The organism is Couchioplanes caeruleus, assembly GCF_003751945.1.
Taxonomy (GTDB): domain Bacteria; phylum Actinomycetota; class Actinomycetes; order Mycobacteriales; family Micromonosporaceae; genus Actinoplanes; species Actinoplanes caeruleus.
On the sequence record NZ_RJKL01000001.1, the window covers coordinates 7,756,573 to 7,781,423 of the forward strand.

Below are 24,851 nucleotides of genomic sequence, written 5' to 3' on the forward strand. Positions count from 1 at the left end.
TCAATGGTTGCTACCGCGGATGTACCGGGATGTGAATCCGCCGCCCGATGCGCCGGATGATATTGGCGGGCATGATGATGGAAGTCTTTACTGAAACCCCCGGAAACAGAAGCGTGCGGTGCCGGTAGCCCGGCACCGCACGCTTCTGTGTGGGAGGAGGTCAGGAGACCTGGAAGTTGGCCATCATCGCCATGTCCTCGTGCTCGAGGTTGTGGCAGTGCAGCATGTACTTGCCGGCATAGTCGTCGAAGCGCATGACGACGCGCACGGTGTTGTTGGGCGTCAGCCGTACGGTGTCCTTCCAGCCGGCGTCCTCCGGCTCCAGGCCGCCACCGCGCCCGATCACCTGGAACGGGTTCAGGTGGACGTGTACGGGATGGTGGGTCGAGGAGCGGAACTCCCAGATCTCGATCGTGCCGAGCCGGGGGTCCGCCATGATGTGGTCGGTCGAGAACATCCGGTCGTTGATGACGTGGACCTCTTTGCCGTCACGGCGGGTGCTGAGCAGGTTGAAGGTCCGCGTCCGTACGGCCCGGGCCGGGTCCAGCCGTTCCACGGTGGAGAGCTGGGCGGGGATCTGCGAGCTGTCCGACGCGGGGCCCGTCACCCGGAACTGCATCACCTGCTTGGTGGAGCCGTCGCCCAACGAGTTCGTCATGACCACCTTGGTGCCCGCGGCGTACTTGCTGAAGTCGACGATGACGTCGAAGCGCTCGCCCGGGACCATGTAGATCGACGACATCGGCTGAGGCGCGGCGAGCAGGCCGCCGTCGCTGCCGATCTGCGTGAACGGCTCGCCGCCGCCCGAGGGGTCCGGGCTGAGCGAGACCCGGTAGCGGCGCGCGTTGGAGGCGTTGAGCAGGCGCAGCCGATACTTCGCCTGCTTGACCTCGTGGAACGGCCACGGCACGCCGTTGACCAGGATGACGTCGCCCTGCACGCCGTTCGGGTTGACGGTCAGGCCGGGCTGGTGCAGCGTCGGGTCCGCGGACGGATAGGTGAACTGCCCGTTCGCGTCGAACGACCGGTCCATGATCATCAGCGGGAGCTCGCGGTCGCCGTCCGGCAGCGGCAGCGCGTCGTCGACGCCGTCGCGCACGATGTAGAAGCCCGCCAGCCCGCGCCACACCTGCGGGCCGGTGAAGTCCATGCGGTGGTCGTGGTACCAGAGGGTGGCCGCGCGCTGCTGGTTCGGATAGACGTAGTCCCGCGTGCCCTGGGTCACGGCCCCGGCCATGACGGCGCCGTGCCCGGAGTGCCCGCGATGGGCGGGCGCCACCGGCCAGCCGCCCACCGGCAGGATCAGGTCGGTCGCGTAGCCGTCGCTCTCGGCCGGGGTGTGGCCGCCGTGCAGGTGCGTGACGGTCGGGACGGGGAGCTGGTTGGTGGTGGTGACGACGACCCGTCGGCCGCTGCGCGCCTCGATCGTCGGCCCCGGGAAGCTGCCCTCGTAACTGAAGACGCGGGTGCTCATCCCGGGCAGGATGGTGAGGTTCGCCTCCCGGGCCGTCACGGTGTAGTAGTCGGTGGTGCCGTCCGTGCGGGTCGGGCGCAGCACGGGCGGGAACTTCAACGGCAGCGAGAACTGGGCGGGCAGCGCCGCCTGGTTCGCTATCCGGGTGAAACCGGGATCCGGCGTGGCACGGGCCTCGGTGCTGCCGGGTTGGTCGCGGAACGCGACGAACGGCAGCGCGGCGGCGGCCGCGCCGCCGATCACACCGCCGATCACCGTTCTTCTGCTGGGTGACATCTCATCCTCCCGTGTATGGACTTGTCGTAGGGAAAGTCAGGTGGACCGGCGCGCGGGCCGGGGCAGGAAGCGCTGCAGGATCACCGCCACGGCCAGGAAGCAGGCCACGTGGCAGACGAGGGTCAACGCCATCGCCCGGGTGTAGTGCGCCGCGGAGTCCGCGCCGCCGAGCAGGCCGTAGAAGACCGCGCCGACGATCGCCACCCCGAGCGCGGCGCCGACCTGCGTGAGCATCCCGAACACGCCCGACGCGGAGCCGACGTCCGCCTTCGGGACGTCGGTGACGGTCAGGTTGTAGAGCGGCGGGCTCAGCATTCCCTGGCCCAGGCCGCCCAGGGCGAGGAGGCCGGAGATGATCCAGGTGGAGGTCTCTTCGCCGCGCAGGCCGAGGGTCAGGCCGAGCGCCGCCATCGCCACCGCCATCAACGCCGCCCCCGCCACCAGCATCGGCCGGCCCACCCGGCGGGCGAGCGGCACCGTCGCACCGGACGCGACGGCGGCGGCGATGGCCCACGCGGCACTGACGATGCCGATCCGCTCGGGGGCATAGTCGAGCCCGCTCTGCAGGTAGACGACGAAGACCAGGAAGAACGACGACACGCCGCCGATCAGCAGGAAGTTGGCCATGCCGCCCGCGACGAAGCTGCGCCGGCGGAACAGGCTCATCGCGATCAGCGGATAGCGGCCGCCGCGGGAGCGGCGGAGCTGGCGCCGTACGGTCGCGAGGAGCACCGGGACCGCGAGGGCCATCAGCGCGAAGACCCCGGCGGACCAGCCCAGCTCGGGGCCCTGCACGAGCGGGAAGATCAGCAGCAGCAGGCCGAGGCTGGCCATGACCACGCTGCCCATGTCGAGCCGCGGCCGCCCCGGCGTCACGGTGTCGGCGCGGGGATACCAGCGCAGGACCGCCACGATGGTGAAGAGGCCGACGGGCAGGTTGAGCAGGAAGATCGTGCGCCAGCCCAGCCCGCCGAGGTCGGCGGCGAGCAGCAGCCCGCCCAGCAGCGGGCCGGAGACCGTGGCGAGGGCGATCACGCCCGCCTGGGCCCCGAGGGCGGCGCCGCGCCGCTTGCCGCCGAACAGCAGCACGATGACGGGCAGGACCTGGGGGGTCAGCGCCGCCGCCGAGGCGCCCTGCCAGACCCGGCCGGCGATGAGTACGGCCGGGTCGGCCGCCACGGCGCACAGCGCCGAGGCGGCCGAGAAGCTGAGAGAGCCGAGCAGGATCATGCGGCGCCGGCCGACCGCGTCGCCGAGCCGGCCGAAGGTGATCAGCAACAGGGCGAACGGCAGCGTGTACCCGGCGAGCATCCACTGCGTCGCCGCGGTGCCGGCCCCCAGACCCTCCTGGATGGACGGCACGGCGACGCTGATCACCATCATGTCGAAGGTGTGCAGGAAACTGCCGGCGAGCACGGCGGACAGGACCAGCCAGGGGCGGGCCGCGCCGCCCGGCTCCACGGCCGCGCCGCCCTCGTCGTGCCGGGACCGCGCCGGTGCGGTGGTCACGGCTACTCCGGCTGGTTCGGGGTGTCGGTGCCGGCCTGGAAGGGCGTGGTCCAGCCCTCGTAGCTGAGATGCATCACCATGCCGATCGCGGCGTGGTCCAGGTTGTGGCAGTGGTCCATCCAGAGGCCGGGGTTGTCCGCCCGGAACATGACCTCGGCCGTCTCCCCGGGACGGACGAGGACCGTGTCGAGCCACTGCGGGCTTCCCGACGCGGGCTTGTCGTTGCGGGAGAGCACCAGGACGTGGTGGCCGTGCAGGTGCATGGGGTGGTCGAGGAAGCTGCGGTTGACGAACCGCACCTTCACGATGTCGCCCTCGCGCACCACGGTCGCCGGGACGTCCGGGAAGAGCTTGCCGTTGACGGTGAACACCATGTGGAAGCCGCCGTCGAAGAAGCCGAAGTGGTTGTCCATGACCCACTCGACGGTCTGCGAGGGCTTGGTGTCGCGTCCGAACGGCGTCGGCGCGGGCGTACCGTAGCTGTTGGTGTCGAGCTTGTCGCCCGTGACGACGGCCTCGAGGTCGCCGGAACCGTCCGGAGTGAACAGCACACCCTTGTCCGGGAAGTTCGTGGCGGCCAGCCGGACCGGGGTGGCCGGCATGGTGAACTCCACGTCGTTGCGCGCGCCACCGCCCAGTTCGAGGAGCTTCCCGGTGATCTCGCCGGGCCCGTTGACGGGCGTGCCGTCGATGCCCACCACCCGGAACGGCGTGCCGGTCAGCGCGAACGTCCGCGAGAGGCTGTCGGTGTTGATCAGCCGTAGCCGCACCTTGGTGCCCGGCGCGATCGTCGTGCGCTCGAGCCGGTCGACCCCGTTGATGGTCTGGACCTGGCCCTTGAAGGTGTGCAGCACCACGGGGATGTCGGTGACCCCCGGCTCCGGGCCCTGGGGCGGGTCGACGATGAAGGCCCCGTAGAGCCCGGCGCGGACCTGCTCCGAGGACACCTGGTGGGAGTGGTACCAGTATGAGCCGACGTCCGGCGACCGGAAGCGGTAGACGTGCCGGCCGCCGGGCGGGACGGCGTCCTGGGTGAGCCCGGGGACGCCGTCCTCGGCGTTGGGCACGTCGACGCCGTGCCAGTGCAGCGACACACCGGCCTCGACGTCCTGGTTGACGAGCTCGACCTCGACGAGCTCGTTCTGGGTGACCCGCAGCAGCGGGCCCGGCACCGTGCCGTTGTAGGTCCAGCCGTCGATCTTCGCCCCACCCGGCAGGGTGAGCTGCGCCTTGCGCGCGGTGAGCGTGAACTTCTTGTCGGGCTTGCCGTCGCGCGGCCCGGTGAGCGCCGTGATGGAGCGCCCGGTCGGCGTGTCGTGCGCCACGTGGGTGACGCCGCCGCTTCCCTGCCCCGCGCCGGCCGCCGTGGTGTGCCCGTGGTCGGTCATGTTGTAGCTGCCCGGCAGCTTGCTGGAGGTGGCCGACCAGACGATCCCGAGCACGGTGACCGCGGCGAACGCGGCCACCACGGCGCCGGCCCGCGCGGCGCGGATGCCGAGGGCGGGCTGGGTGCCGGTGGCGATCCGCACCGCGGTGCGGCGCAGCTTGACCACCTGCCACGCCGCCGCGAGCAGGAACAGGCCGTAGTAGAGCGCGATGTCGTCACCGAGCCCGGGTACCGGTTGCTTGAAGAAGCCCAGCCACAACGCGAACGCGCCGCCGATGGCGGTCAGCCGCGGTGGCAGGGCCACCTTCAGATCCGTCAGCGCGGCCCGCTCCGTCCGCGACAGCTCCGCCTCGTTCCCCTGGCGGGTCACGCGGCGCCAGCGCAGCAGAGCGGGCAGCGTCCACACGTACGTGAGGACGGCCGGGACGATCACCATCGGCAGGGCGAACACCACGTAGTTCGCCCCGAACTCCCAGCCGTACGAGAGGAACAGCGCGATGAGCCCGGCCTTTGCCAGCGCCGGGACGCCCGCGACGAGCAGGAGCACCGCCGTCCCGATACCGCGAGACGCGGTCTTCTTCCGCTCGGTCCGGTGCGTCAGGCGCCCGAGCCACCATGAAGCCCACGCCCAGAGGACGATGAGGGCGACGCCGACCGAGGTGTCGGCGCCCAGCCAGGCCTCGAACATCGGAAACTGTCCTTTCGGTTGGTGATGATGGAAAGCGGCCGGCTGGCCTCAGACCTCGACGCGTACGCCGTAGCGGCGCAGCCAGGCGTCCAGGCCCAGGACCATCTCGACGTTGGCCCGGGCGACCCACGCCCGCGGCCCGCTGTCGAGCACCGCGTGGTCGGCGCGGAGTGCGGCGATGGCCTTCTTGTCCACGAGCGCCGCGGCCGGCGAGAGCGGATCCGCGACGAGCGTGCCGAGCTGGTCCATCAGCCACTTGCCGTAGGCGGGGTCCTGCGTCACCGGGTAGGGGCTCTTCGGCCGCGAGCGCACCGACTCCGGCAGCAGATCGGCGACCGCGGCGCGGAGCAGGCTCTTCTCCTGGCCGTCGAAGGACTTCTGCGCCCACGGCACGTTGTAGACGTACTGGACGAGCCGGTCGTCGCAGAACGGCATGCGGACCTCCAGGCCCGTCGACATGCCGATGGACTCGTCGTGCGACAGCAGCGTCTCCAGCCAGCGGGTGAGATGCAGGTAATTGATCCGCCGCATCTTCCGGTCGATGTCGCTCTCGCCGTCGAGATGCTGGACCTGGGCGACGGAGCTCTCCCACGCCGCGGCGCAGTAGTCGTTGAGCTGAAGCTTGTCGAGCAAGTCGGGGTGCAGCAGGTCGCCGCCCATGCCGTGCTTGCCGCCGCCGTAGTGCGCCATCGCGATCCACGGCATCGTCTGCGCGGCCGCCAACTGCGGGTTGTGCACCCAGGAGAAGCCGCCGAACACCGCGTCCGCGATCTCGCCCAGCAGCGCCGCCTGTACGTGCTTGCTGACCTCCCGGTCGAGCAGGTGCAGGGAGGTGTTCATGTTGCCGAGCGGGCTCGGCACGTCCTTGGCCACCAGCGTCGCCTCGCGCACCGCCGGGTCGAGGATGTCGGCGGTGTCGAGCACGACGTCGGTGTGCTCCGCGCCGACGTGGGCCACCATGTCCCGCACGAACGGGGCGTCCGGCGTCGCCCACACCTCGTCGGGGGTGAAATTGTCGGCGTGCTCGGCGAAGGTGACGGTGAAGGTCCGCAGCTTTCCGCCGCCGCGGCGCTTGAGGGCGTCGCCGGCGAGCGCGGTGACGGCGGAGGAGTCGACGCCGCCGGAGAGCATGATGCCGACCCCGTCGGCGTCGCCGAGCTGGTCGGCCACGCTGGCCGACAGCAGCTCCCGGACGGTGCCGATGGTGGTGTCGAGATCGTCGGTGTGCTCGGCGGTGGTGAGCCGCCAGTACTTCTCCCGGCGCAGCCCGGCCCGGCTGAAGCGCAGGATCTCGGCGGCCTCGACCTGCCGGATGCCGGCGAAGATGCCGTGCCCCGCCGTGCCGGCGTAGGAGAAGAGCTCGCGCATCCCGTCGAGGTTGACGGCGGCCTCCGTCTCCGGGTGCGCGAACAGCGCCTTGCGCTCGGAGCCGAAGACCAGGCCGGTGTCGGTGACCCAGTAGTAGAGCGGCTGATTGCCGAACCGGTCGCGGACGAGCACGAGCTCGTCGCGGCGACCGTCCCAGATCGCGACGGCGAAGGCCCCGGTCAGACGGACGACGGCCGCGGTGCCGTCCTCCTGGTACGCCGCGGCGACGAGCTCGGCGGCGCCGGCGTCGTCGCTCACGCCCCGGCCGCGGCCGCGCAGCCAGGCGGCCAGTGCGCCGAGGCCGACCGGCGTGCCGGTGACGCACACGGTGATCGGGCCGTCCGGCGTGGACCGCACGTGGGGCTGCCGCGGCGCGGGCCTGGCGCCGATGGCCAGTGCCCGGAAACCGAGCCCGACGTCGCGCCGGGTCCACACGTGCTGGCCGTCCGGCCCGCGGGTGGCCAGCGCGTCCGCCATCGCGGACAGCACCGCCGGTTCCCGCTCGAGGTCACGGGGGGAGAAGTCCACCCAGCCAACCAAACCTGACATCGACTACACCCTCTCGGTGGCGGATACGGCACGTCCGGCTTGCGGACGACCGAATTGATGGCCCTAATCGTCAAGGGCGGCGGTCGAATCTCACTCGGCGGCGCCTCGAGATTGCCGTCGTTTGGCTGGCGGCAATTCCATCCGCAGCGGTGCACAAAATAAGGGACGCGCATGATTGTGCAATACGTCGCCGTGGCGGCACATCGTTCGCCCGACGTATCTTGGGTCCGGAGAATGCGGCAGGGGAGCCGTCGCATACACCTTCCGATGTATGTGACCGCCGTCATAGGCGTGCGCAAGCCGGTCCAAATGTCCGACGTGGACGCTCTGCCTGGGGCGAAGCCGCGACGGATGGGCGCATATGCACCTTTGACCCCTAGTGGACAACCCGCTACGGTGACGGGAGCTACTGCGGGATCCCGTAGGGTCGGGAAATAGGCAGTATCACGGCCCCCGGCCGTTGCTCCCCAGGGCCGTGCGGCGTTGTCCTGCCTGCTCGTAAAGCGGTTGCGCGAGCGCCGCTGTCGGATTGGCGCGACCGCCTTGTGGCGCCGCGATCCTCACTCCAGAGTGATTCGAGGGAAAATGGATCGGCACGATCCACGGTCTTCCCCGTAATTCACGGCATGGTGCTTGACATTAGCCACCATGGGTTGGAGAGATGGGGGAACAATCCACGTGGAATTGCACCGAGCTCCTCAGCATGCAGTCCCGCAGCCGCAGACGACCCGCACCGCCGCGCACCGCCGAGGGGGGTGGCCGTCGTGCAGGTGAACGTCCTCGGGGCCTTCCAGGTCGTGCGCGGCACCCAGTCGCTGGTGCCGTCGGCGCCCAAGCTGCGTCAGGTCCTCGCCCTGCTGGCGATGAACGCCAACACGGTGGTGAGCACCGACCAGATCATCGAAGAGCTGTGGGAGGAGCGGCCGCCGTCCAGCGCCACCACCACTCTGCAGACGTACGTCTACCACCTTCGCAAGCTGTACCAGCTCGGCCTCGGCACCCGGGGGCCGGCGGACCACTTCGACGCCGCGCCGCCCACCCTGCACCGGTCGTCGAACGGCTACATCCTCAGCCTCGACGACGGCGCGGTCGACTCCGCCGAGTTCCTGCGCCTGGCCGAGCGGGCCCGTACCCAGCTCGACGCGGGCTCGGTCGAGATCGCGGCCGACACCATCCGGGCGGCGCTGCAGCTCTGGCGCGGACCGGCGCTGGTCGACGTGACCACCGGCTCCCTGCTGCGCGCCATGACGGTCTGGCTGGAGGAGCAGCGCCGCGGCCTCACCCTGCAGCGCATCGACGCCGACCTGCGGCTGTGCCGGCACCACGACATCATCGGCGAGCTGACCGGGATGGTGGCGCAGCGCCCGACCGACGAGAGCCTGCAGGCGCGCCTCATGCTCTCGCTCTACCGGGCCGGCCGGCGCTTCGACGCACTGCGGGTCTATCAGAAGGCCCGCTCCACCCTAGCCGAGGAGCTCGGCCTGGAACCGATGCAGGAGCTGCAGCGGGTGCACCAGGCGGTGCTGCTCGCCGATCCCACCATCGAGCCGCCGGTGCTCGGCGACGGGATGGACTCGGTGATCGGCGGCGGCACGCGCCCCGCCACGGCTGAGCAGCCCGACCTGCTTCCGCCGGACGTCGGCGAGCTCGTCGGCCGCCGGGCGGAGACGGCCCAGATCACCCAGGTGGTCTCCCGGCCGGAGCGCAGCGCGCCGCCGGCGGTCGTGGTGGTGGGCGCTCCCGGCGTGGGCAAATCCACCCTGTGCGTGCATCTCGCCCACCGGCTCCGCGAGGACTACCCCGACGGCCGGCTCTACGCCCGGCTCACCGACGACACGGGCCGGCCCGTCGATCCGGCCGAGGCGCTCGGCGGGTTCCTGCGGGCCGCGGGGTACACCGGTTCCCGGCTGCCGGAGTCGCTGGCCGAACGGTCCAGCCTCTTCCGTAGCTGGTCCGCCGGGCGGCGGGTGCTGGTCGTCCTCGACGACGTGGTCGGGGCCGAGCAACTCCAGCACCTGCTGCCCACCGGACCGCGGTGCGCGACGCTGATCGCGGCCCGGCGCCGGTTCTCCCACCCGTCCGTCTCGTCGACCGTCAACCTGCGGCCGTTCGACCGCGGTGAGGCGTTGCACATGCTCACCTCCGTCCTCGGCGAGCAGCGGATCCGCCCGCAACTGGCCGCCGTCCACGAGCTCATCGACCTGTGCGAGGGCCTGCCGGCGGCGCTGCGGGAGGCCGTCACGCAGCTCGAGCTCAAGCCGCACTGGCCCGTGCAGCGGCAGGTGGAACGAGTCCAGTCGGCCGTCGCCGAGCAGCACCCGGGCGACTCCGGCCCGGGCACGTCGCGCAGCGTGCGGCTCACGTACCGGCTGCTCACCACGGACCTGCAGGCGGCGTTCAAGACGCTGGTGGGCTCCGAACGGGCGCTGGCGCTCAGCGACGTGGCGACGCTGCTGGAGGCCGACGAGTACCGCACCGAGACCGTGGTCGAGGAACTCGTGGAGTTCGGCCTGGTCGAGGTGGCCGCCGGCGACCGCGGCGACTTCCACTACCGGGTGCAGCGGCCTTTCCGCAGGTTCTTCCCCGGGCCCCGCACGACCGTCGAGCCGCCCGTCGGTGGTGCCGTGGCCACGGCGGTGCTGGCCACCGGCTGAGCCGGCGGCAGCACCACCCGCCCGGGCCGCCCACCGATGGTGGGCGGCCCGGTCCGTGCGCGGGCCCGGCGGATGCGACTCAACCCCAGTTCGAGTGGGCCGTGATCGGCCGTCGCCACCATCGTCGTGTGGCCGCGGCGACGCCGCCGGCCGTCACTAAGGAGGTAAGACGTGGACCAGGGTCTGGCCGGCAAGCGGGTACTGATCACCGGCGGGAGCCGGGGGATCGGGCGTGCGACGGCGCTGGCGTTCGCCCGGGCCGGTGCCCGGGTGGTCGCCTGCCATCACCGGGTCGGCGAGGACGCCGACAGCCTCGCCCACGAGCTCAAGACGCTCGGCGGCGGCAATCTCGTCGTCACGGCGGACGTGACGGACCGCGCGGACGTGGCGCGGCTCGTGCGGATCTGCCGCGACCACCTCGGCGGCCTCGACGTGCTCGTCAACAACGTCGGGGTGGACGGGCGGATGCCCTTCGCCAAGCTGGACGACGCCGAATGGGACCGGGTGTTCGACCACAACGTGACCGCCGCGTACCGGGTCATCCAGGCGTCCCTGGACGTCCTGGTGGACGGGGCCTCGGTGGTGAACGTCGGCGCCTCCGTCGCGCTGCGGGGACGGCCGATGAGCGCGCACTACACCGCCGCCAAGGCGGCGCTGCTCGGCCTGAGCCGCAGCCTTGCCAAGGAACTCGGTCCGCGCGGCATCCGGGTCAACACAGTGGCGCCCGGAGTCACCGCCGTGGCGCCCGAGAAGGAGCTGCCGCCGCCGGTGCTGCAGCACCTGCTCGCCGCCACCGCCCTCGGCCGGCTCGCCGCGCCGGAGGACGTCGCGGGGGCGATCCTCTTCCTCGCCGGAGACGCCTCGCGCCTGGTGACCGGCGTGGAACTGCCCGTCGACGGCGGCATCTGACCACATCGCCAACCTAAGGAGAGGCACCGTGCACCGCACCCTCATCGTCGCGAGACTCAAGTCCGGCGACACCTCGGGCATCGCCGAGACGTTCGCCGAGTCCGACGCCACCGACCTGCCGCACATGGTCGGGGTGTCCCGGCGGACCCTGTTCTCCTTCCACGACCTGTACTTCCACCTCGTCGAGGCGGACGAGGACATCACCAAGAACCTCTACCGGGCGCGCAGCCACCCCCTCTACTCCGACATCAACCAGCGGTTGACGGAGTTCGTGTGGCCGTACGACCCGAACTGGAAAGAACCCAAGGACGCCATGGCTTCGCCGTTCTACGTGTGGACGGCCGAGGAAGGACGAGTGCAGTGACCACCACCCAGCAGCTCAAAGTCAACGTCTCCGAGGCCGCCCCGAACACCCGCCGCGGCGGGGACATCCGGGTGACCCTCAGCCCCAAGACCGTGGGGTGCACCTCCGGCTTCGGCGGCACCCTGCACCTCGCGGCGGGGGAGCACGTCACCGAGCACTACCACCCGTACTCGGAGGAGTTCCTGCACGTCGTCGCCGGCGAGCTGGAGATGACCGTGGACGACCGGCCGATCCGGCTCTCGCCCGGCGACTCGCTGCTTGTGCCGATCAATGCCCGGCACCGCCTGGTGAACGTCGGCGAGCAGGAGGCGCACGTCGTCTTCCATCTGTCCCCGTTGGCGCCGCGGCCCGAGCTCGGCCACGTCGACACCGAGCAGCCGACCGCGCCGCACGAGCCCAATCCGCAGGTCGGAGGCGGGCAGTGAAGCGTCGCGCCGTCGTCACGGGGATCGGTGCGGTAGCGCCGGGCGGCGTCGGGCGGGAGGCGTTCTGGGACCTGCTGAGCGCCGGCCGCACCGCCACCCGCAGGATCAGCATGTTCAACCCGTCGGCCTTCCGGTCGCAGATCGCCGCCGAGGTGGACTTCGACCCGCGCGCGGCCGGACTCTCCGCTCAGGACGTCCGTCGGATGGACCGCGCCGCCCAGTTCGCCGTGGTGAGCACCCGCGAGGCGCTCGCCGACAGCGGCGTCGAGCTCGCGGGCGTCGACCCCGGCCGGGTCGGCGTCAGCATCGGCAGCGCGGTCGGCTGCACGATGGGACTCGAGCAGGAATACGAGGTGCTCTCGGACGGCGGGCGCAAGTGGCTCGTCGACCACTCGTACGGCGTACCGCACCTCTACGGCTACATGGTGCCGAGCACGCTGGCCGCGGAGGTGGCGTACGAGGTGGCCGCCGAGGGCACGGTGGCGCTCATCTCGACCGGCTGCACGTCCGGGCTCGACGCGGTCGGGCACGGCATGCAGCTCATCGAGGAGGGTTCCGCCGACGTGGTGCTGGCCGGCGCCACCGACGCGCCGCTGTCGCCGATCACCTCGGCCTGCTTCGACGCGATCACCGCGACCTCGCCCAACAACGACGACGCCGCGCACGCCTCCCGGCCCTTCGACGCCCGGCGCGACGGCTTCGTGCTGGGCGAGGGCTGCGCCGTGCTCGTCCTCGAGGACGAGGAGGCGGCACGGCGGCGCGGGGCGCACATCTACGCCCGGCTGTCCGGGTTCGGCGCCCGTAGTAACGCCTTCCACATGACCGGCCTCAAGCCCGACGGCCGGGAGATGGCCGAGGCGATCCGGGTCGCCCTCGACGGCGCCGAGCTCAACGCGTCCGATGTGGACTACATCAACGCGCACGGCTCGGGGACCAAGCAGAACGACCGGCACGAGACCGCGGCCTTCAAGCGGGCGCTCAAGCAGCGGGCGTACGAGGTGCCGGTCAGCTCGATCAAGAGCATGGTCGGGCACTCGCTCGGCGCCATCGGGGCGATCGAGGTCGCGGCCTGTGCCCTCGCCCTCGACCGCCAGGTCGTGCCGCCGACGGCGAACCTGCACCACCCCGACCCCGAATGCGACCTGGACTACGTGCCGCTGGTGGCGCGCGAACACCGCATGGACGCCGTGCTCAGCGTCGGCAGCGGGTTCGGCGGCTTCCAGAGCGCGATGGTCCTGACCCGGCCGTGACCGCGTCGAGTGGCGTTCGAGAGGCGTCCGATCCCGAGCCAGGAAGGTGAAGCGCATGAATACCTCTACTGCCGGCGCCGCAGCCGTGATCACCGGCATGGGCGTCATCGCCCCCACGGGCATCGGGAGCGAGGAGCACTGGCAGGCTGTGCTGAACGGCAAGACCGGCATCGGCCCGATCACCCGGTTCGACCCGTCGGGCTATCCCGTACGCCTGGCGGGCGAGGTGGCCGACTTCACCGCCAAGGGCCGGGTGCCCGCCCGGCTGGTGCCGCAGACGGACCGCTGGACGCACCTCGCGCTCGCGGCCGCCGACGCCGCCGTGGCGGACTCGGCCGTCGACCCCGCGTCGCTGCCCGAGTACGAGATGGCCGTGGTGACGGCCAGCTCGTCCGGCGGCACCGACTTCGGCCAGCACGAGATGGAGCGCCTGTACCAGAACGGGCCCTCCTGGGTGGGCGCCTACCAGTCGATCGCCTGGTTCTACGCGGCGACGACCGGGCAGGTCTCCATCCGGCACGGTATGCGGGGGCCGTGCGGGGTGGTCTGCACCGAACAGGCCGGTGGGCTCGACGCCATCGGCCAGGCCCGGCGGCTGCTGCGCGACCAGAGCCGGCTCGTCGTGACCGGCGGGACGGACAGTTCGCTCTGCCCGTACGGGCTCGTCGCCCAGATGGCCAACGGCCACCTGTCGACCGCCGAGGAGGCCGGCCGGGCGTACCTGCCGTTCGACGTCGAGGCCGGCGGGTACGTGCCCGGCGAAGGTGGCGCCATCCTGGTCGCCGAGCGGAGCGGCCCGGCGACCGAGGGCCGCGGGTATGGCCGGGTGCTGGGCTACGCCGCCGGGTTCGACCAGTCCGCGCGGACCGGCCGGCGCCCGGTGCTGGCCGGCACGATCCGCCGGGCGCTCGACGACGCGCGGTGCGCCCCCGACGACATCGACGTCGTCTTCGCCGACGCCGCCGCCGACCCGGACCTCGACCTGGTCGAGGCCGAGGCCCTGGCCGAGGTCTTCGGCACCCACGCGGTGCCGGTCACCGCGCCGAAGACCCTCACCGGCCGGCTGTACGGCGGAGGCGCCGCCCTGGACGTCGCCACCGCCCTGCTGGCGCTGCGCGACGGCGTCATCCCGCACACCGTCGGCACCACCCGCGTGCGCGCCGACTGCCCGCTCGACCTCGTGCTGGACGTCCCCCGGGAGCGCGCGCTGCGGACCGCCCTCGTGGTCGCCCGCGGCTACGGCGGCTTCACCTCGGCCATGGTCCTCGGCCGCGGCGACCGTCCGGCTCCCGCCCTTTGATGGATTCGACCGAAAGGAACCTTCTCATGTCCAAGTTCGACGTCGCCGAGCTGCGCGAGATCATGAGCGCCAGCGTCGGTGTCGAGGACGACGTCTACTTCGACGGCGACCACCTCGACGTGCCCTTCGCCGACCTCGGGTACGACTCGCTCGCCATCCTGGAGCTGGCCAGCCAGATCCAGCGCCGCTACGGGGTGCAGATCCCCGACGAGGCCGTGACCGAGGACATGACCAGCCCGCGCGCCGCCGTGGACTACGTCAACTCCCGGCTCGTCGCGGCGGTGGCGTGAGATGTCCGGGCACACCGACAACTCCGTCGTCATCGACGCGCCCCTGGACCTGGTCTGGGACATGACCAACGACATCTCGCGGTGGACCGAGCTCTTCAGCGAGTACTCGGTGGCCGAGGTGCTGCACCGCGAGGGCGACACCTTCCGGTTCCGGCTGGCCCTGCACCCCGACGAGAACGGCAAGGTCTGGGACTGGGTCTCCGAGCGGACGCTCGACCGTGCCTCCCGTACGGTGCGCGCGCAGCGGGTCGAGACCGGCGTGTTCAAGTACATGTCGTTGTTCTGGGAGTACACCGAGACGCCCGAGGGCGTGCGGATGCGCTGGGTCCAGGACTTCGAGATGAAGCCGGTGGCGCCGATCGACGACGCCGCCATGACCGAGCGGCTCAACCGCAACACGGCCACGCAGATGAGTCTCATCAAGGACAAGGTCGAGGCGGCCGCCAAGGCCCGGGTCTGAGCGATGTCCGCGTTCTTCGCCGTACTGATGCCGCTGGTGCTGTTGGCCAACGGTCTCGCCGCCGGGGTCCTGCTGGGCACCCAGCTCGGCGGATTCCCCCTGATGGCGGCGCTGCCGGTGGACCGGTACGTGCACGCCCACGCGTTCTTCGCCACCAGGTACGACCCGTTCATGCCGATCTGCCTGGTGACGACGGCGCTCGGCGACGCGGTGCTGGCCGTGGTGGCGCCCACCCCGGGCGCCTGGGCGCTGCACCTGATCGGGACGGCTCTGGCCGGCGGCACCGTCGTCATCTCACTGACCAAGAACGTGCCCATCAACCGATGGGTACGGGAGCTGGACCCCGACCGTCTGCCGTCCGGCCTGGACTACGCGGGACGGCGGCGGGCGTGGGGGCGCTGGAACTCAATACGAAGCTGGCTGACCGTGGCGGCGCTGGTGGTCAACTGCGCCGCGGTGGCGCTGGCGCTCTGACCGGCTGATCGACTTTTAAGGAGACTCGGGTGAACCTCGGACTGAACGGTAAAAAAGCGCTGGTCACCGGCGGGGTGCGTGGCGTCGGACGCGGCATCGTGCTGGCCCTGGCCCGCGCCGGTGTGGACGTCGTGACGTGCTACCGGCAGGACAGCGAGCTGGTCGCGTCGCTGGAACGCGAACTCAAGGAGATCGGCGGCAACCACCTGGTGGTGCAGGCCGACATCGCGGAACCGGCCCAGGTGACGATCCTGCTGGACAAGATCCGCGAGACCTTCGGCAGCCTCGACCTGGTGGTCAACAACGCCGGTGCGATCAGCCACATCCCGTACGCCGAACTCCCGGAGCAGGAGTGGCGGCGGGTCATCGACACCAACCTCACGGCGCCGTACCTCATCATCCAGGGCGCGCTGCCGCTGCTGTCCGAGGGTGCCTCGGTCATCAGCATCGGCTCCAAGTCGTCCGAGGTCGGCATCCCGCTGCGGGCCCACTACACCGCGACCAAGGCCGCGCTGCGGGGGCTCACCCGGTCGCTGGCCAAGGAGTTCGGCGGGCGCGGACTGCGGTTCAACGTCCTGGCCCTCGGCGTGATCGAGACCGAGGCGATGGACGCCATGCCGGCGGAGCAGGCCGCGATGATGCGCAAGCGGTACAGCGAGAAGACCGCCCTGGGCCGGCTGGGCACGCCGGACGAGGTCGCGGGCGCGGTGCTCTGGCTCGCCAGCGACCTGTCGCGCTACGTCACCGGTGCCACCATCCACGTCGACGGAGGAATCTCATGACCACCGAGACCACGTTCCGCGTCATGCTCAAGATGCACATCAAGCCCGGCCTGGCGGAGGAGTTCGAGAAGACCTGGATCGCCGTCGGCGACTCGGTGACCTCCCACCCGGCGAACCTCGGCCAGTGGCTGTCGCGCAGCACCGACGAGGAAGGCGTCTACTACATCGTCAGCGACTGGGTGGACGAGGCGCGCTTCCGCGAGTTCGAGACCAGCGACCGGCATCTGGAGCACCGGCAGAAGCTGCACCCGTACCGGTCGGGCGGCGCGATGAGCACCATGGAGGTGGTCGCCTTCGTGGCACCGTCCGCCACGGTGGGCACCCACGCCGAGTGGCTGGCGGCGGCCTGATGGGAGCCGAGCTGCGGGTGCTCGTCTACCACGCCACCGAGGATGTGGCCGGCGTGCACAAGGCCTACCACGACGTGAGCGGGGTCCTCGGCGAGGTGCCCGGCATGCTCGGCAACGAGCTGCTGCGGTCGGTGCCGGACCCGACCGGGTTCGTGGTGGTCAGCCGCTGGGCGGACCTGGCGGCCTTCCGCGAGTGGGAACAGGGACCCGCGCACCGGGCGAGCACCGCGCCGCTGCGGCCTTTTCGGGACACCCGGATGGCCATGCCGTTCGGCGTCTACGAGCTGGAAGCGTCCTACTAGGACTGGGAGGCTCCGGTCGCCATCGGACCGGAGCCTTTCAGGTCGTACGGAAGGTGGCCCGGTACGACTGGGGCGGCACACCCACGATCCGGCGGAAGTGCGGGCGCATCGTCACTCCGTCGGTGAAGCCACCGGCCCGCGCGACGGCGTCGATGTCGAGATCGGTCGTCGACAGGACGTGCTGGGCGTGCAACACCCGTTGGTGGAGCAGCCACTGCAGGGGTGAGCAGCCGGTCGTCTCGCGGAAGCGCCGGTCGAAGGTGCGCCGGCTCAGGCGTGCGGCGCCGGCCAGACCGGCGACGTCCAGCGCCGGGTCGTCCAGGCGGTCGAGCGCGTAGCAGGGCACGCACCCCCTTGCTCGGCGACGCGAACCTCACCCTCGACGCCGCCGGCATGGTCGAGGCGACCCGCATCCTCGGCGCCTCGACCGTGATGCCCGTCCATGTCGATGCCGGGGCCCACTTCACCGAGGACATCACCGACGTCCACAGCGCATTCACCGGCGCCGGCCTGGGTGATCTTCTCCACGTTCTGCAGGCGCACGGCGGTCGATGAGGCGCGGCGCCCCGACGCGGTTGCCGAGGCACTTCGTCGCGGATCCGCCGTCGGGGCGCTCGCCTGGAGATGGGTACGCTCCCGGTCATGAAACGTCGAGGTGTCACGCTCATCGCGGGCGTCCTGGTCACGGCCCTGCTCGGCGGCGGGGCCGGGTTGTGCCCGCTGCCGTACGTGGTGCTGGAGCCGGGCCCCACGGTCGACACCCTCGGCCGCCACGAGGCCGCGCCGGTGATCAACGTGACCGGCGGGGAGGTGTCCGCTTCCGCGGGACAGTTGCGGCTGACCACCGTCCAGGTGGAGACGGAGGTCGGGCTGCCGGAGGCGGTCGCGAGCTGGTTCGACGGCGACCGGGCGCTGGTACCGCGCAGCGCGGTCTACCCGCCCGGGCAGAGCACCGAGCAGGTCGACCGGGAGAACACCGAGCTGTTTGCATCCTCGCAGCACAGCGCCGTGACGGTCGCCCTGCGGGAGCTGGGCTATCCGCCGCGGCCGCAGGTGACCGCCGTGACCGCCGGCGGTCCGTCCGCCGGCGCACTGCACGTGGGTGACGTGATCACGGAAGTCGACGACAAGGGAGTGGACACCGCGGAGAGGTTCGCCGACCTGGCCGGTCGCGTCGCCGCCGGCACCGAGCTGACCATCGCGTACACCCGGGCGGGTCGGGGTGGCAGCGTGACGGTCACCTCCGAGGGCGGTTCCGTGGGCATCGGAGCGCGGGTCGAGCAGCAGGCGCAGGCGCCCTTCACCGTCGCGATCGACCTCGACGAGATCGGCGGGCCCAGCGCGGGCCTGATGTTCACGCTCGGCATCATCGACAAGCTGACCCCGGCCGACCTCACCGGCGGGCGGATCATCGCCGGCACCGGCGCGATCGACGACTCCGGCGCCGTCGCGCCGATCGGTGGCATCCCCCAGAAGCTCATCGGCGCCAAGGCGGCCGGCGCGAAGCTGTTCCTGGTCCCCGAAGGCAACTGTGCCGAGGCGGTCCGCAACGCCGTCCCGGGGCTGCCCATGGCCAAGGTCGCCACGGTCGCCGAGGCCCTGAGGGCGTTGCGGACCTTCGCGGCCGGCGGCGTTCCCGCACCGTGTGCGGACGGCCGCTCCTAGCGGTATCGCTCTTTCGACGTGGACGACATCGAGACAATAGAGCGGCACGCGCGTCCCCGGGCAGCGTGAGCGTCCGCACCGGGACTACTCCGTGCCGTCCGCCGGCAGGCGCTCCGGCAGCCCGAGCCGCGGGAACCGGTCGTCGTGGAACGTGACGATCTCGGTGATCGCCCCGCCGGTGACGCGCAGGACGTCGATCGTCAGCGGCAGGTACGCGCCCTCGCGTTTCCGCCAGAGGTAGAAGGCGACGGCGGGCTGCCGGTTCACGGCGGTGGGGACGGCGCGCAGGTGCCCCATGCCCTCGAAGCCGGCCTCGATCCAGCTGTTCACGACCGTGTCGCGGCCGACGTCCAGGCCCGGCGTGGGCGGCATCGAGCAGCGGACGTCGTCCCGCAGCATCGAGGCCAGCGCCGGGATGTTCTTGGCCACGCTGGCGTCGGTGTAGCGGCGTACCAGCTCGCGCGTCCCGGCGTCCTCCTCGCCGCCGGTCCAGTCCTGCCGCTCGGCGGGTAGATGCTCCCGCATGCCGGCGCGGGCCCGCTGCAGCGCGCTGTTCACGGAGTTGACGGAGTCCCCGAGCAGCTCCGCGACGTCCTTCGCCGGCCAGCCGAGCACGTCCCGAAGGATCAGCACGGCTCGCGGGCGCGGTGCGAGGTGCTGGACCGCGATCAGGTACGCCAGCTCGATCGTCTCCCGCGCGATGGCGACGGTCTCCGGCTCGTCCGCGTCGCCCGCGGGCAGCTCGTCGAGCAGCCGGTCCGGGTAGGGCTGCAGCCACGGCACCTCGCCGCCGGTCGCGGGCTCCGGGCGGCACTTGGCGAGCAGGTCCAGGCAGGCGTTGGTGGCGATCCGGTACAGCCAGGCCCGGAACGTCGACCGCCCCTCGAAGGTCTCCCGCCGCCGCCAGGCACGCAGGAACGTCTCCTGCACGGTGTCCTCGGCGTCCTCGAACGACCCGAGCATCCGGTAGCAGTGCACGTGCAGCTCCCGCCGGTGCCGCTCCGCCAGCCCCGAGAACGCCGGCTCGTCGGCCTCACCCAGACCGCTCCCACCCAGACCGCTCCCACCCAGACCGCTCCCACCCAGACCGCTCCCACCCAGACCGCTCCCACCCAGACCGCTCCCACCCAGACCGCTCACGTCCAGCTCCTCCGGTCGCGTGTCCGCACCCATCACGTCATCCTTCCGTCTTTGTCGTATCCCGTCGTAGGTGTGACGGGTGCGGGCGCGACAACTCATCACTCGCCGTCGGTCGGCATCGCTGAGCTCCTTCTCCCCGACCGTCACCGCAAGGGCCCGGACCTGTGGTCCGGGCCCTTGCGGTGGAGCCTCAGACCAGTTGCAGGTCCGGCGTGCCCTGCCGCTGCCGGGCGGCCGCCCGGCCCCAGACGCGGGGGCCGATGAGGTGCAGTGCCGCCGGCATGACGACCAGGCGGATCACCACGGCGTCGAGCACCACGGCGATCGCCAGGCTCAGGCCGAGCTGCTGCACGACGCTGACCTTCGCGATGAGGAACGAGGCGAAGACGGCGACCATGATGAGCGCCGCGCCGTTGACCAGGCCCGCCGTCTCGCGCAGGCCCTCGGAGACGGCGCGGTGGTGGTCGCCGTGGAGGGTGTAGTGCTCCCGCATTCGGGAGATCATGATGACCATGTAATCCATGCTCAGCCCGAACATGATGGCGAAGACCAGGGCGGGCGTGGTGCTGTCGATGCGCTGTCCGAGGCCGTGCTGGCTGATCAGGGTGAGCAGGCCCAGGCTGGCCGCGACCACCAGGGCGTTGAGCGCCAGGGCGAGCAGGGGGAGCAGCCAGGAGCGGAACGCTCGGGCCAGCAGAAGGACGGTGATCAGGACGACCGTGCCGAGCACCGCGGGCAGCGTGTCGGTCAGCACCTCGTCGAAGTCCACGCCGGTGGCGGTGGCGCCGGTGACCTGGACGGTGACGCCGGCCGGCACGGCGCCGGGCAGCCGGTCGCGCAGTGCGTGCACCAGGTCGTGCGCCGCGTCCGAGTCCGGGTCCGCCGCGGGAATCGCGACGACGCGGGTGACCCGGGTGTCGCCGGTCGTCGCCCAGAGCTGGGCGGCGGCGGCCCGTGCCTCGGGGGGCAGGCCTTCCGGCGCAGCCACGGCCTCGGCGAGCTCGCCCGGGGGCAGGCCCAGCGTCGTCACGTCGGTGACCTGGTCGACGTGCGGCGCGGTGCGGACCACGCCGGATGCGGCCTGCAGCGCGGTCAGCAGGTCGGCGGCCGGCGCGGATGCGGGTGCGGTGAGGACGACCTGGACCGGGAACAGGGTGCGGAACTCCAGCGCCGCCTGCATCCGCTCGATGCCCTGCCGGGAGTCGGCGTCCTCGGGCAGGATCGTCGCGCTGGCCACCGGCGACTGCAGCCGGATGTCGGTGACCGGCCAGGCGAGCACACCGAACGCGGCGACCAGGGCCGCGAGGATCAAGGCCAGGGCGGCGGGGCGGCGCGGCGCCCGGACCGGCCGGCCGGCGGCGGGGCGCCGCTTCAGCGACAGCCAGTCGATACGCCGGCCGAGCAGGCGCAGCACGGCGGGCAGCAGCGTCAGCGACATGGCCAGTGCCACCAGCGTGACCACCACGCCCGCGATCGCCATGCTGCTGAACACCATGATGCGCGGGATGAAGAGGGCGAGCAGCGCCACCACCACGGCCAGGCCGCTGAAGACCACGGCGTGCCCGGCCGTGCGCATCGCGGTGCGCAGCGCCGGCACGTACGGGTCGCCGGCGGCCAACTCGTCGCGGTAGCGCTTGATGACGAACAACGAATAGTCCACGGCCACCGCGAGTCCGATGATGGACACCGCGTTGGTGAACAGGGTGGACAGGTCGGTGGCGAACGTCAGCAGGTAGCCGATCGCGGAGGCCACCACCAGCGCCACGCCCGCCAGCACGACGGGCAGCAGCATCGCCGCGACCGACCGGAAGACCACCAGCAGCACGACGACGAGCAGCGGGAACGCGATCATCTCGGCGGTCACCGCATCGTTCTCGGCCTGCACGCTCAGGTCGTGGTCGAGCGCCTGCGCGCCGGTCACGTGGGTGGTGACGCCGGCCGCGGCCAGCGCGGCGTCCAGTCGGTCGCGCAGGCCCGGCACCTCGTGCTGAATCGCCGACTTGTCGGCTCGGAAGCCGAGCTGCAGGAAGGTGGTGTGCCGGTCGGGTGACAGCCAGCCCGGGTTCCGCCGATGGTCTTCTACCTGCGCGACGTGCGGGGTGTCCCTGGCCACGGCGATCGCGGTGTCCACAGAGGTGGTGACGTCGCCATCGGGGCGGGTGAGCACCACCTGCAGGGTGTCGGGCAGCTCGGCGAAGGTGCGATCGAGGGTCCGCTGGGCGGCGGCGGCCTCACCGCGCGGATTGTCGAAGCCGCCGGCCTTGAGGGCGCCGGTCAGCGCACCCATCAGCGGTACGCAGACGGCCACGATCACGATCCAGATCGCGACGACGGTCTTCGGGCGGGCGATGGAGAACCTGACGAGGGGCTTCACGTCGTGCGCTCCCGGTCGGTCGAGGCGGCCCGGCCACGGCCGGGACACCGGTCGGAGTGCGGTCGCAGCATGCTTGCACGCCCCGGCCGGAGCCGGCTCGAGTCTCGCTCGAATTTCGCTGGAGTCCCGCTCGAATCGCGGGCTCGCCGGGGCCCTACCGGTTCTCGAGCCGCCTCCGACGCGGCTCCCAGCGGCGCCACGAACCATTCCTCGCTGTGACCCAAACCCCTGGAGGTGATCCCATGACCGGCATCCCGCCCACCCAGGCGGTGATCGACGCGATCGTGGCCGTGAAGCCGGCGCTGAGCCCCGGCGACGTCCACCTCGACGCGTCGCTGACCCGCGACCTCGGCCTAGACTCCCTGGACCTCGTCCAGCTCGCCACCCGGATCACCGCCGCGTACCCGGACTTCGAGCTGCGCCTGTGGCTGACCGAGGCGATGTCATCCGAGGTGGACAGCGTCCACTCCATGGCCCGCATGCTGGAGCCGGTCCGTTGACCGCCGTAGCCGCGCCGCCGCGTACGGATGTCGTCGCTCTTGCTCGCGAACTGGCCCCGGCCTTCGCCGAGCGGGCCACGGCGCACGACCGGGACGCGACCTTCCCGCACGAGAATCTGGCCGAGCTGGTCGCCGGCGGATACACGGCGATGACGGTGCCGGCCGAGTACGGCGGCCCCGCCGTCAGCCTGGCCGACCTCTGCGCGGCACAGCAGATCCTGGCCGGTGCCTGCGCGTCCACGGCCTTCGCGGTGAACATGCACGTCCACGGCCTCGCGATGATCGCCCGGGTGGGCGGCGAGAGCGCCGGCCGGGCCTGCCGTGCGGTCCTCGACGGCGCGGTCATCGCGGGCGGGTTCAGCGAGCCCGGCGTCGGCGGCAACTGGTGGCACCCCACGACCCGGGCCGACGAGGTCGACGGCGGGTTCGTCCTCAACGGCCGCAAGGGCTTCTTCACCGGATACCCGGGCGCCACCCACCTGTTCCTGTCCGCGGCCGTGACCGACGACCGCGGCCTGCCCGAGCCGGTCGCCTTCCTCATCCCGAAGCCGCAGCGGGGCGTCCGGGTCACCGCCGAGTGGGACGCCGCGGGCATGCGCGCCACCGGAAGCCACTCGCTGGCCCTGGAGGATCTGTACGTCGACTCCCGCTGGGCCGTGGGGGAGCGCGGAGCCCTGCCGATGCTCTTCATGCTCGGCGTGCACTGGGCCTGGTGCAGCTTCGCCAGTTGCTTCGTCGGCATCGCGCGCGCCGCCCTCGACCACGTCGTCGAAACCCAGCGCCGGCGGGTCATCAGCGTCATCGGTAAGCCGAACGCGCAGTTGCCGGGCATCCAGTTCCGCATCGCCGAGATGGCCGCCAAGGTGGCCGCCGCCGAGGCGCATCTGGACGCCGCGATCCACGCCGAGCACGAGGACGTGGACCCGCTCACCCACTACGTCGACATGAGCGTCATGAAGACCAGCGTCACCAAGCTGGCCCACGAGGTCGTCACGCTCGGCATGCAGGTGCAGGGCGGCTCCGGGCTGGCGTCCGGCGACCCGCTGCAGCGCATGTACCGCGACGTCGTCGCCGGTCTGCTCGTGCCGCCCGCCACGGACGTGGTCCTGGAGTGGTCCGGCAAGCAGGCGCTGGGCGTGCCCATCTTCGCCGAACCCCGCTGGGAAGGGTGATCTCCGTGTCCCTGTCAGGATCCGTGCTCGACCACGCCGCGGCCCAGGCCCGGGTGGCCCGGGAGGCCTACGCCGCCGCCGTGCGGCGGATATCGGGCGAGTCCGCGGCCCGGCTGCCCGGCCCGCAGTTCGCCGTCGCCGGCATGCGCGCCGCGTGCGACACCATGAGCGCGCTGCTCGACCGTACGCCGGACGCCCTGACCGCCGCCTGCACCGCCGCGCTCTTCGTCGGCGAGGCCGCCGAACGCGTCGTGGTGGCGGCGGAACGCCTGCTCGCCGACGATGCCGAGGGCGCGGCCCGGCTCGCGGAGCTGCGCCGCGACCTGCGCGCGACGCCGCCTCCCGTGCCGGACGACCGCTGCCGGGAGCTGGTCGGCAAGGCCGCCCTCGGCATCGACCCCGAGGCCACGCCGAGGTGGTTGTGATGGCCCGCCGCGGCGATGCCACGATCGACAACGATTACTACCACGAGGTCGGCGAGGGGTGGTGGGACGAGCGGGGACCGCTGCGCACCTTGCACGACATGAACCCCGCCCGGGTGTCCTACTTCGACAAGGCCGCCCGCGAGGCGCTCGGGCCCGACCGGGCGGCGATCCGGGTCCTCGACGTCGGTTGCGGCGGTGGCCTGGTGTCCGAGCGGCTGGCCGCCCTCGGCTACCGCGTCACCGGCCTCGACCTCTCCGCCGGCTCGATCGAGATCGCCCGCAGGCACGCCGCGGCGAGCGGCGTCGACGTGGAGTACGTCGTCGGCTCGGCGTTCGAGTTGCCCCGCGAGGACGCCTCGGTGGACCTCGTGGTCGTCTCGGACGTCCTCGAGCACCTCGACGACCTCGGCGCCGCCACGGCGGAGATCGCCCGCGTGCTGCGCCCCGGCGGCCTGGTCGTCTTCGACACGATCAACCGTACGGTGGCCGCCTGGCTGAAGGCGATCGTGCTCTCCGAGCGGGTGCTGCGGATCGTCTACCCCGGCACCCACAGCTGGTCCATGTTCATCCGGCCGGACGAGCTGCGTGGCGCGTTCGCCAGGCACGGCCTCGTCATGACGGACGTCCGGGGCCTGGAGCCCGTGGCGCCGCCGCACCGGATCTTCGCCTCCGTGCTCCGCGGCGACGCTGTGGGCCCGTTCCATCTCACCGATTCCACCGCCGTGAGCTACATCGGCCGGGCGGTCAAGTCCCAGGAGGGCTGA

At 71.7% G+C, this 24,851-nt stretch carries 25 protein-coding genes; 18 read left to right on the plus strand and 7 right to left on the minus strand.

Annotated elements, in window-relative coordinates:
- Window positions 1-160: 160 nt before the first annotated feature.
- The 4 genes from EDD30_RS34955 to asnB are packed head-to-tail and all read right to left on the minus strand — an operon-like array spanning window position 161 to window position 7,251.
- Window positions 161-1,750 carry a multicopper oxidase family protein gene (locus EDD30_RS34955; protein ID WP_071802696.1) on the minus strand — a complete coding sequence of 530 codons (1,590 nt, stop codon included), beginning with the start codon at window positions 1,748-1,750 and terminating at the stop codon, window positions 161-163.
- A gap of 36 nt (window positions 1,751-1,786) precedes the next feature.
- Entirely contained in the window at window positions 1,787-3,259 is a 1,473-nt protein-coding gene (locus tag EDD30_RS34960) for an MFS transporter (RefSeq protein ID WP_071802697.1), read from the minus strand.
- Between the two features lie 2 nt (window positions 3,260-3,261).
- Complete coding sequence (locus EDD30_RS34965) at window positions 3,262-5,334, minus strand: multicopper oxidase family protein (RefSeq protein ID WP_084556019.1); 2,073 nt, start codon at window positions 5,332-5,334, stop codon at window positions 3,262-3,264.
- Between the two features lie 48 nt (window positions 5,335-5,382).
- Complete coding sequence (gene asnB, locus EDD30_RS34970; RefSeq protein WP_071802698.1) at window positions 5,383-7,251, minus strand: asparagine synthase (glutamine-hydrolyzing); 1,869 nt, start codon at window positions 7,249-7,251, stop codon at window positions 5,383-5,385.
- 764 nt (window positions 7,252-8,015) lie between these two features.
- On the opposite strand from asnB, the gene EDD30_RS34975 reads away from it, so the two are divergent.
- From EDD30_RS34975 to EDD30_RS35030, 12 genes are all read left to right on the plus strand, one after another.
- Entirely contained in the window at window positions 8,016-9,905 is a 1,890-nt protein-coding gene (locus EDD30_RS34975; RefSeq protein WP_170047053.1) for an AfsR/SARP family transcriptional regulator, read from the plus strand.
- A gap of 171 nt (window positions 9,906-10,076) precedes the next feature.
- Entirely contained in the window at window positions 10,077-10,814 is a 738-nt protein-coding gene (locus EDD30_RS34980) for an SDR family NAD(P)-dependent oxidoreductase (RefSeq protein ID WP_071802700.1), read from the plus strand.
- 28 nt (window positions 10,815-10,842) lie between these two features.
- The gene (locus EDD30_RS34985; protein ID WP_071802701.1) at window positions 10,843-11,178 is read left to right on the plus strand and encodes a TcmI family type II polyketide cyclase; all 336 of its coding nucleotides are present in this window, start codon (window positions 10,843-10,845) and stop codon (window positions 11,176-11,178) included.
- Window positions 11,175-11,603 carry a cupin domain-containing protein gene (locus EDD30_RS34990; RefSeq protein ID WP_071802702.1) on the plus strand — a complete coding sequence of 143 codons (429 nt, stop codon included), beginning with the start codon at window positions 11,175-11,177 and terminating at the stop codon, window positions 11,601-11,603. Before EDD30_RS34985 ends, EDD30_RS34990 begins: the two co-directional genes overlap by 4 nt.
- Window positions 11,600-12,853 carry a beta-ketoacyl-[acyl-carrier-protein] synthase family protein gene (locus EDD30_RS34995; RefSeq protein WP_071802703.1) on the plus strand — a complete coding sequence of 418 codons (1,254 nt, stop codon included), beginning with the start codon at window positions 11,600-11,602 and terminating at the stop codon, window positions 12,851-12,853. The genes EDD30_RS34990 and EDD30_RS34995 overlap by 4 nt, the downstream gene beginning before the upstream one ends.
- Window positions 12,854-12,908: 55 nt before the next feature.
- Entirely contained in the window at window positions 12,909-14,153 is a 1,245-nt protein-coding gene (locus tag EDD30_RS35000; RefSeq protein ID WP_071802704.1) for a ketosynthase chain-length factor, read from the plus strand.
- Between the two features lie 26 nt (window positions 14,154-14,179).
- Window positions 14,180-14,443: an acyl carrier protein gene (locus EDD30_RS42215; protein ID WP_071802705.1), complete on the plus strand. Its 264-nt coding sequence runs from the start codon at window positions 14,180-14,182 to the stop codon at window positions 14,441-14,443.
- Window position 14,444: 1 nt separating this feature from the next.
- Window positions 14,445-14,903, plus strand: a complete 459-nt coding sequence (locus EDD30_RS42220) for an SRPBCC family protein (protein WP_071802706.1) — start codon at window positions 14,445-14,447, stop codon at window positions 14,901-14,903.
- Between the two features lie 3 nt (window positions 14,904-14,906).
- Window positions 14,907-15,377, plus strand: a complete 471-nt coding sequence (locus EDD30_RS35015; protein ID WP_071802707.1) for an anthrone oxygenase family protein — start codon at window positions 14,907-14,909, stop codon at window positions 15,375-15,377.
- Window positions 15,378-15,406: 29 nt separating this feature from the next.
- Window positions 15,407-16,159, plus strand: a complete 753-nt coding sequence (locus EDD30_RS35020; RefSeq protein WP_071802708.1) for an SDR family NAD(P)-dependent oxidoreductase — start codon at window positions 15,407-15,409, stop codon at window positions 16,157-16,159.
- Entirely contained in the window at window positions 16,156-16,509 is a 354-nt protein-coding gene (locus EDD30_RS35025; RefSeq protein WP_071802709.1) for an antibiotic biosynthesis monooxygenase family protein, read from the plus strand. The genes EDD30_RS35020 and EDD30_RS35025 overlap by 4 nt, the downstream gene beginning before the upstream one ends.
- The gene (locus tag EDD30_RS35030; protein WP_071802738.1) at window positions 16,509-16,811 is read left to right on the plus strand and encodes an antibiotic biosynthesis monooxygenase family protein; all 303 of its coding nucleotides are present in this window, start codon (window positions 16,509-16,511) and stop codon (window positions 16,809-16,811) included. The genes EDD30_RS35025 and EDD30_RS35030 overlap by 1 nt, the downstream gene beginning before the upstream one ends.
- A gap of 37 nt (window positions 16,812-16,848) precedes the next feature.
- Here the strand turns inward: EDD30_RS35030 and EDD30_RS35035 are convergent, their stop codons facing one another.
- A complete protein-coding gene (locus EDD30_RS35035; protein WP_071802710.1) occupies window positions 16,849-17,157 on the minus strand; it encodes a helix-turn-helix domain-containing protein in 309 nt (102 codons plus the stop codon).
- Window positions 17,158-17,165: 8 nt separating this feature from the next.
- On the opposite strand from EDD30_RS35035, the gene EDD30_RS35040 reads away from it, so the two are divergent.
- Window positions 17,166-17,366, plus strand: coding sequence for a hypothetical protein (locus EDD30_RS35040; protein WP_071802711.1), 201 nt, complete (start codon window positions 17,166-17,168; stop codon window positions 17,364-17,366).
- 87 nt (window positions 17,367-17,453) lie between these two features.
- Complete coding sequence (locus tag EDD30_RS35045; RefSeq protein ID WP_071802739.1) at window positions 17,454-18,476, plus strand: YlbL family protein; 1,023 nt, start codon at window positions 17,454-17,456, stop codon at window positions 18,474-18,476.
- A gap of 84 nt (window positions 18,477-18,560) precedes the next feature.
- Here EDD30_RS35045 and EDD30_RS35050 read toward each other — a convergent pair whose 3' ends face one another.
- Both EDD30_RS35050 and EDD30_RS35060 read right to left on the minus strand, forming a co-directional pair.
- Window positions 18,561-19,649, minus strand: coding sequence for an RNA polymerase subunit sigma-70 (locus EDD30_RS35050; protein WP_211353766.1), 1,089 nt, complete (start codon window positions 19,647-19,649; stop codon window positions 18,561-18,563).
- 157 nt (window positions 19,650-19,806) lie between these two features.
- Window positions 19,807-21,990 (minus strand): MMPL family transporter, encoded by a 2,184-nt coding sequence (locus EDD30_RS35060; RefSeq protein WP_071802712.1) that lies wholly within the window; start codon window positions 21,988-21,990, stop codon window positions 19,807-19,809.
- Between the two features lie 242 nt (window positions 21,991-22,232).
- Between EDD30_RS35060 and EDD30_RS35065 the strand changes: the two genes are divergently transcribed.
- Genes EDD30_RS35065 through ubiG form a run of 4 tightly spaced genes read left to right on the plus strand, consistent with a single transcriptional unit; the run spans window position 22,233 to window position 24,851 of the window.
- On the plus strand, window positions 22,233-22,490 hold the full coding sequence (locus EDD30_RS35065) for an acyl carrier protein (RefSeq protein WP_071802713.1): 258 nt from the start codon (window positions 22,233-22,235) through the stop codon (window positions 22,488-22,490).
- Window positions 22,487-23,662, plus strand: coding sequence for an acyl-CoA dehydrogenase family protein (locus tag EDD30_RS35070; protein WP_071802714.1), 1,176 nt, complete (start codon window positions 22,487-22,489; stop codon window positions 23,660-23,662). The genes EDD30_RS35065 and EDD30_RS35070 overlap by 4 nt, the downstream gene beginning before the upstream one ends.
- A gap of 5 nt (window positions 23,663-23,667) precedes the next feature.
- Window positions 23,668-24,087: a hypothetical protein gene (locus EDD30_RS35075; RefSeq protein WP_143162516.1), complete on the plus strand. Its 420-nt coding sequence runs from the start codon at window positions 23,668-23,670 to the stop codon at window positions 24,085-24,087.
- Entirely contained in the window at window positions 24,087-24,851 is a 765-nt protein-coding gene (ubiG, locus tag EDD30_RS35080; protein ID WP_071802716.1) for a bifunctional 2-polyprenyl-6-hydroxyphenol methylase/3-demethylubiquinol 3-O-methyltransferase UbiG, read from the plus strand. The genes EDD30_RS35075 and ubiG overlap by 1 nt, the downstream gene beginning before the upstream one ends.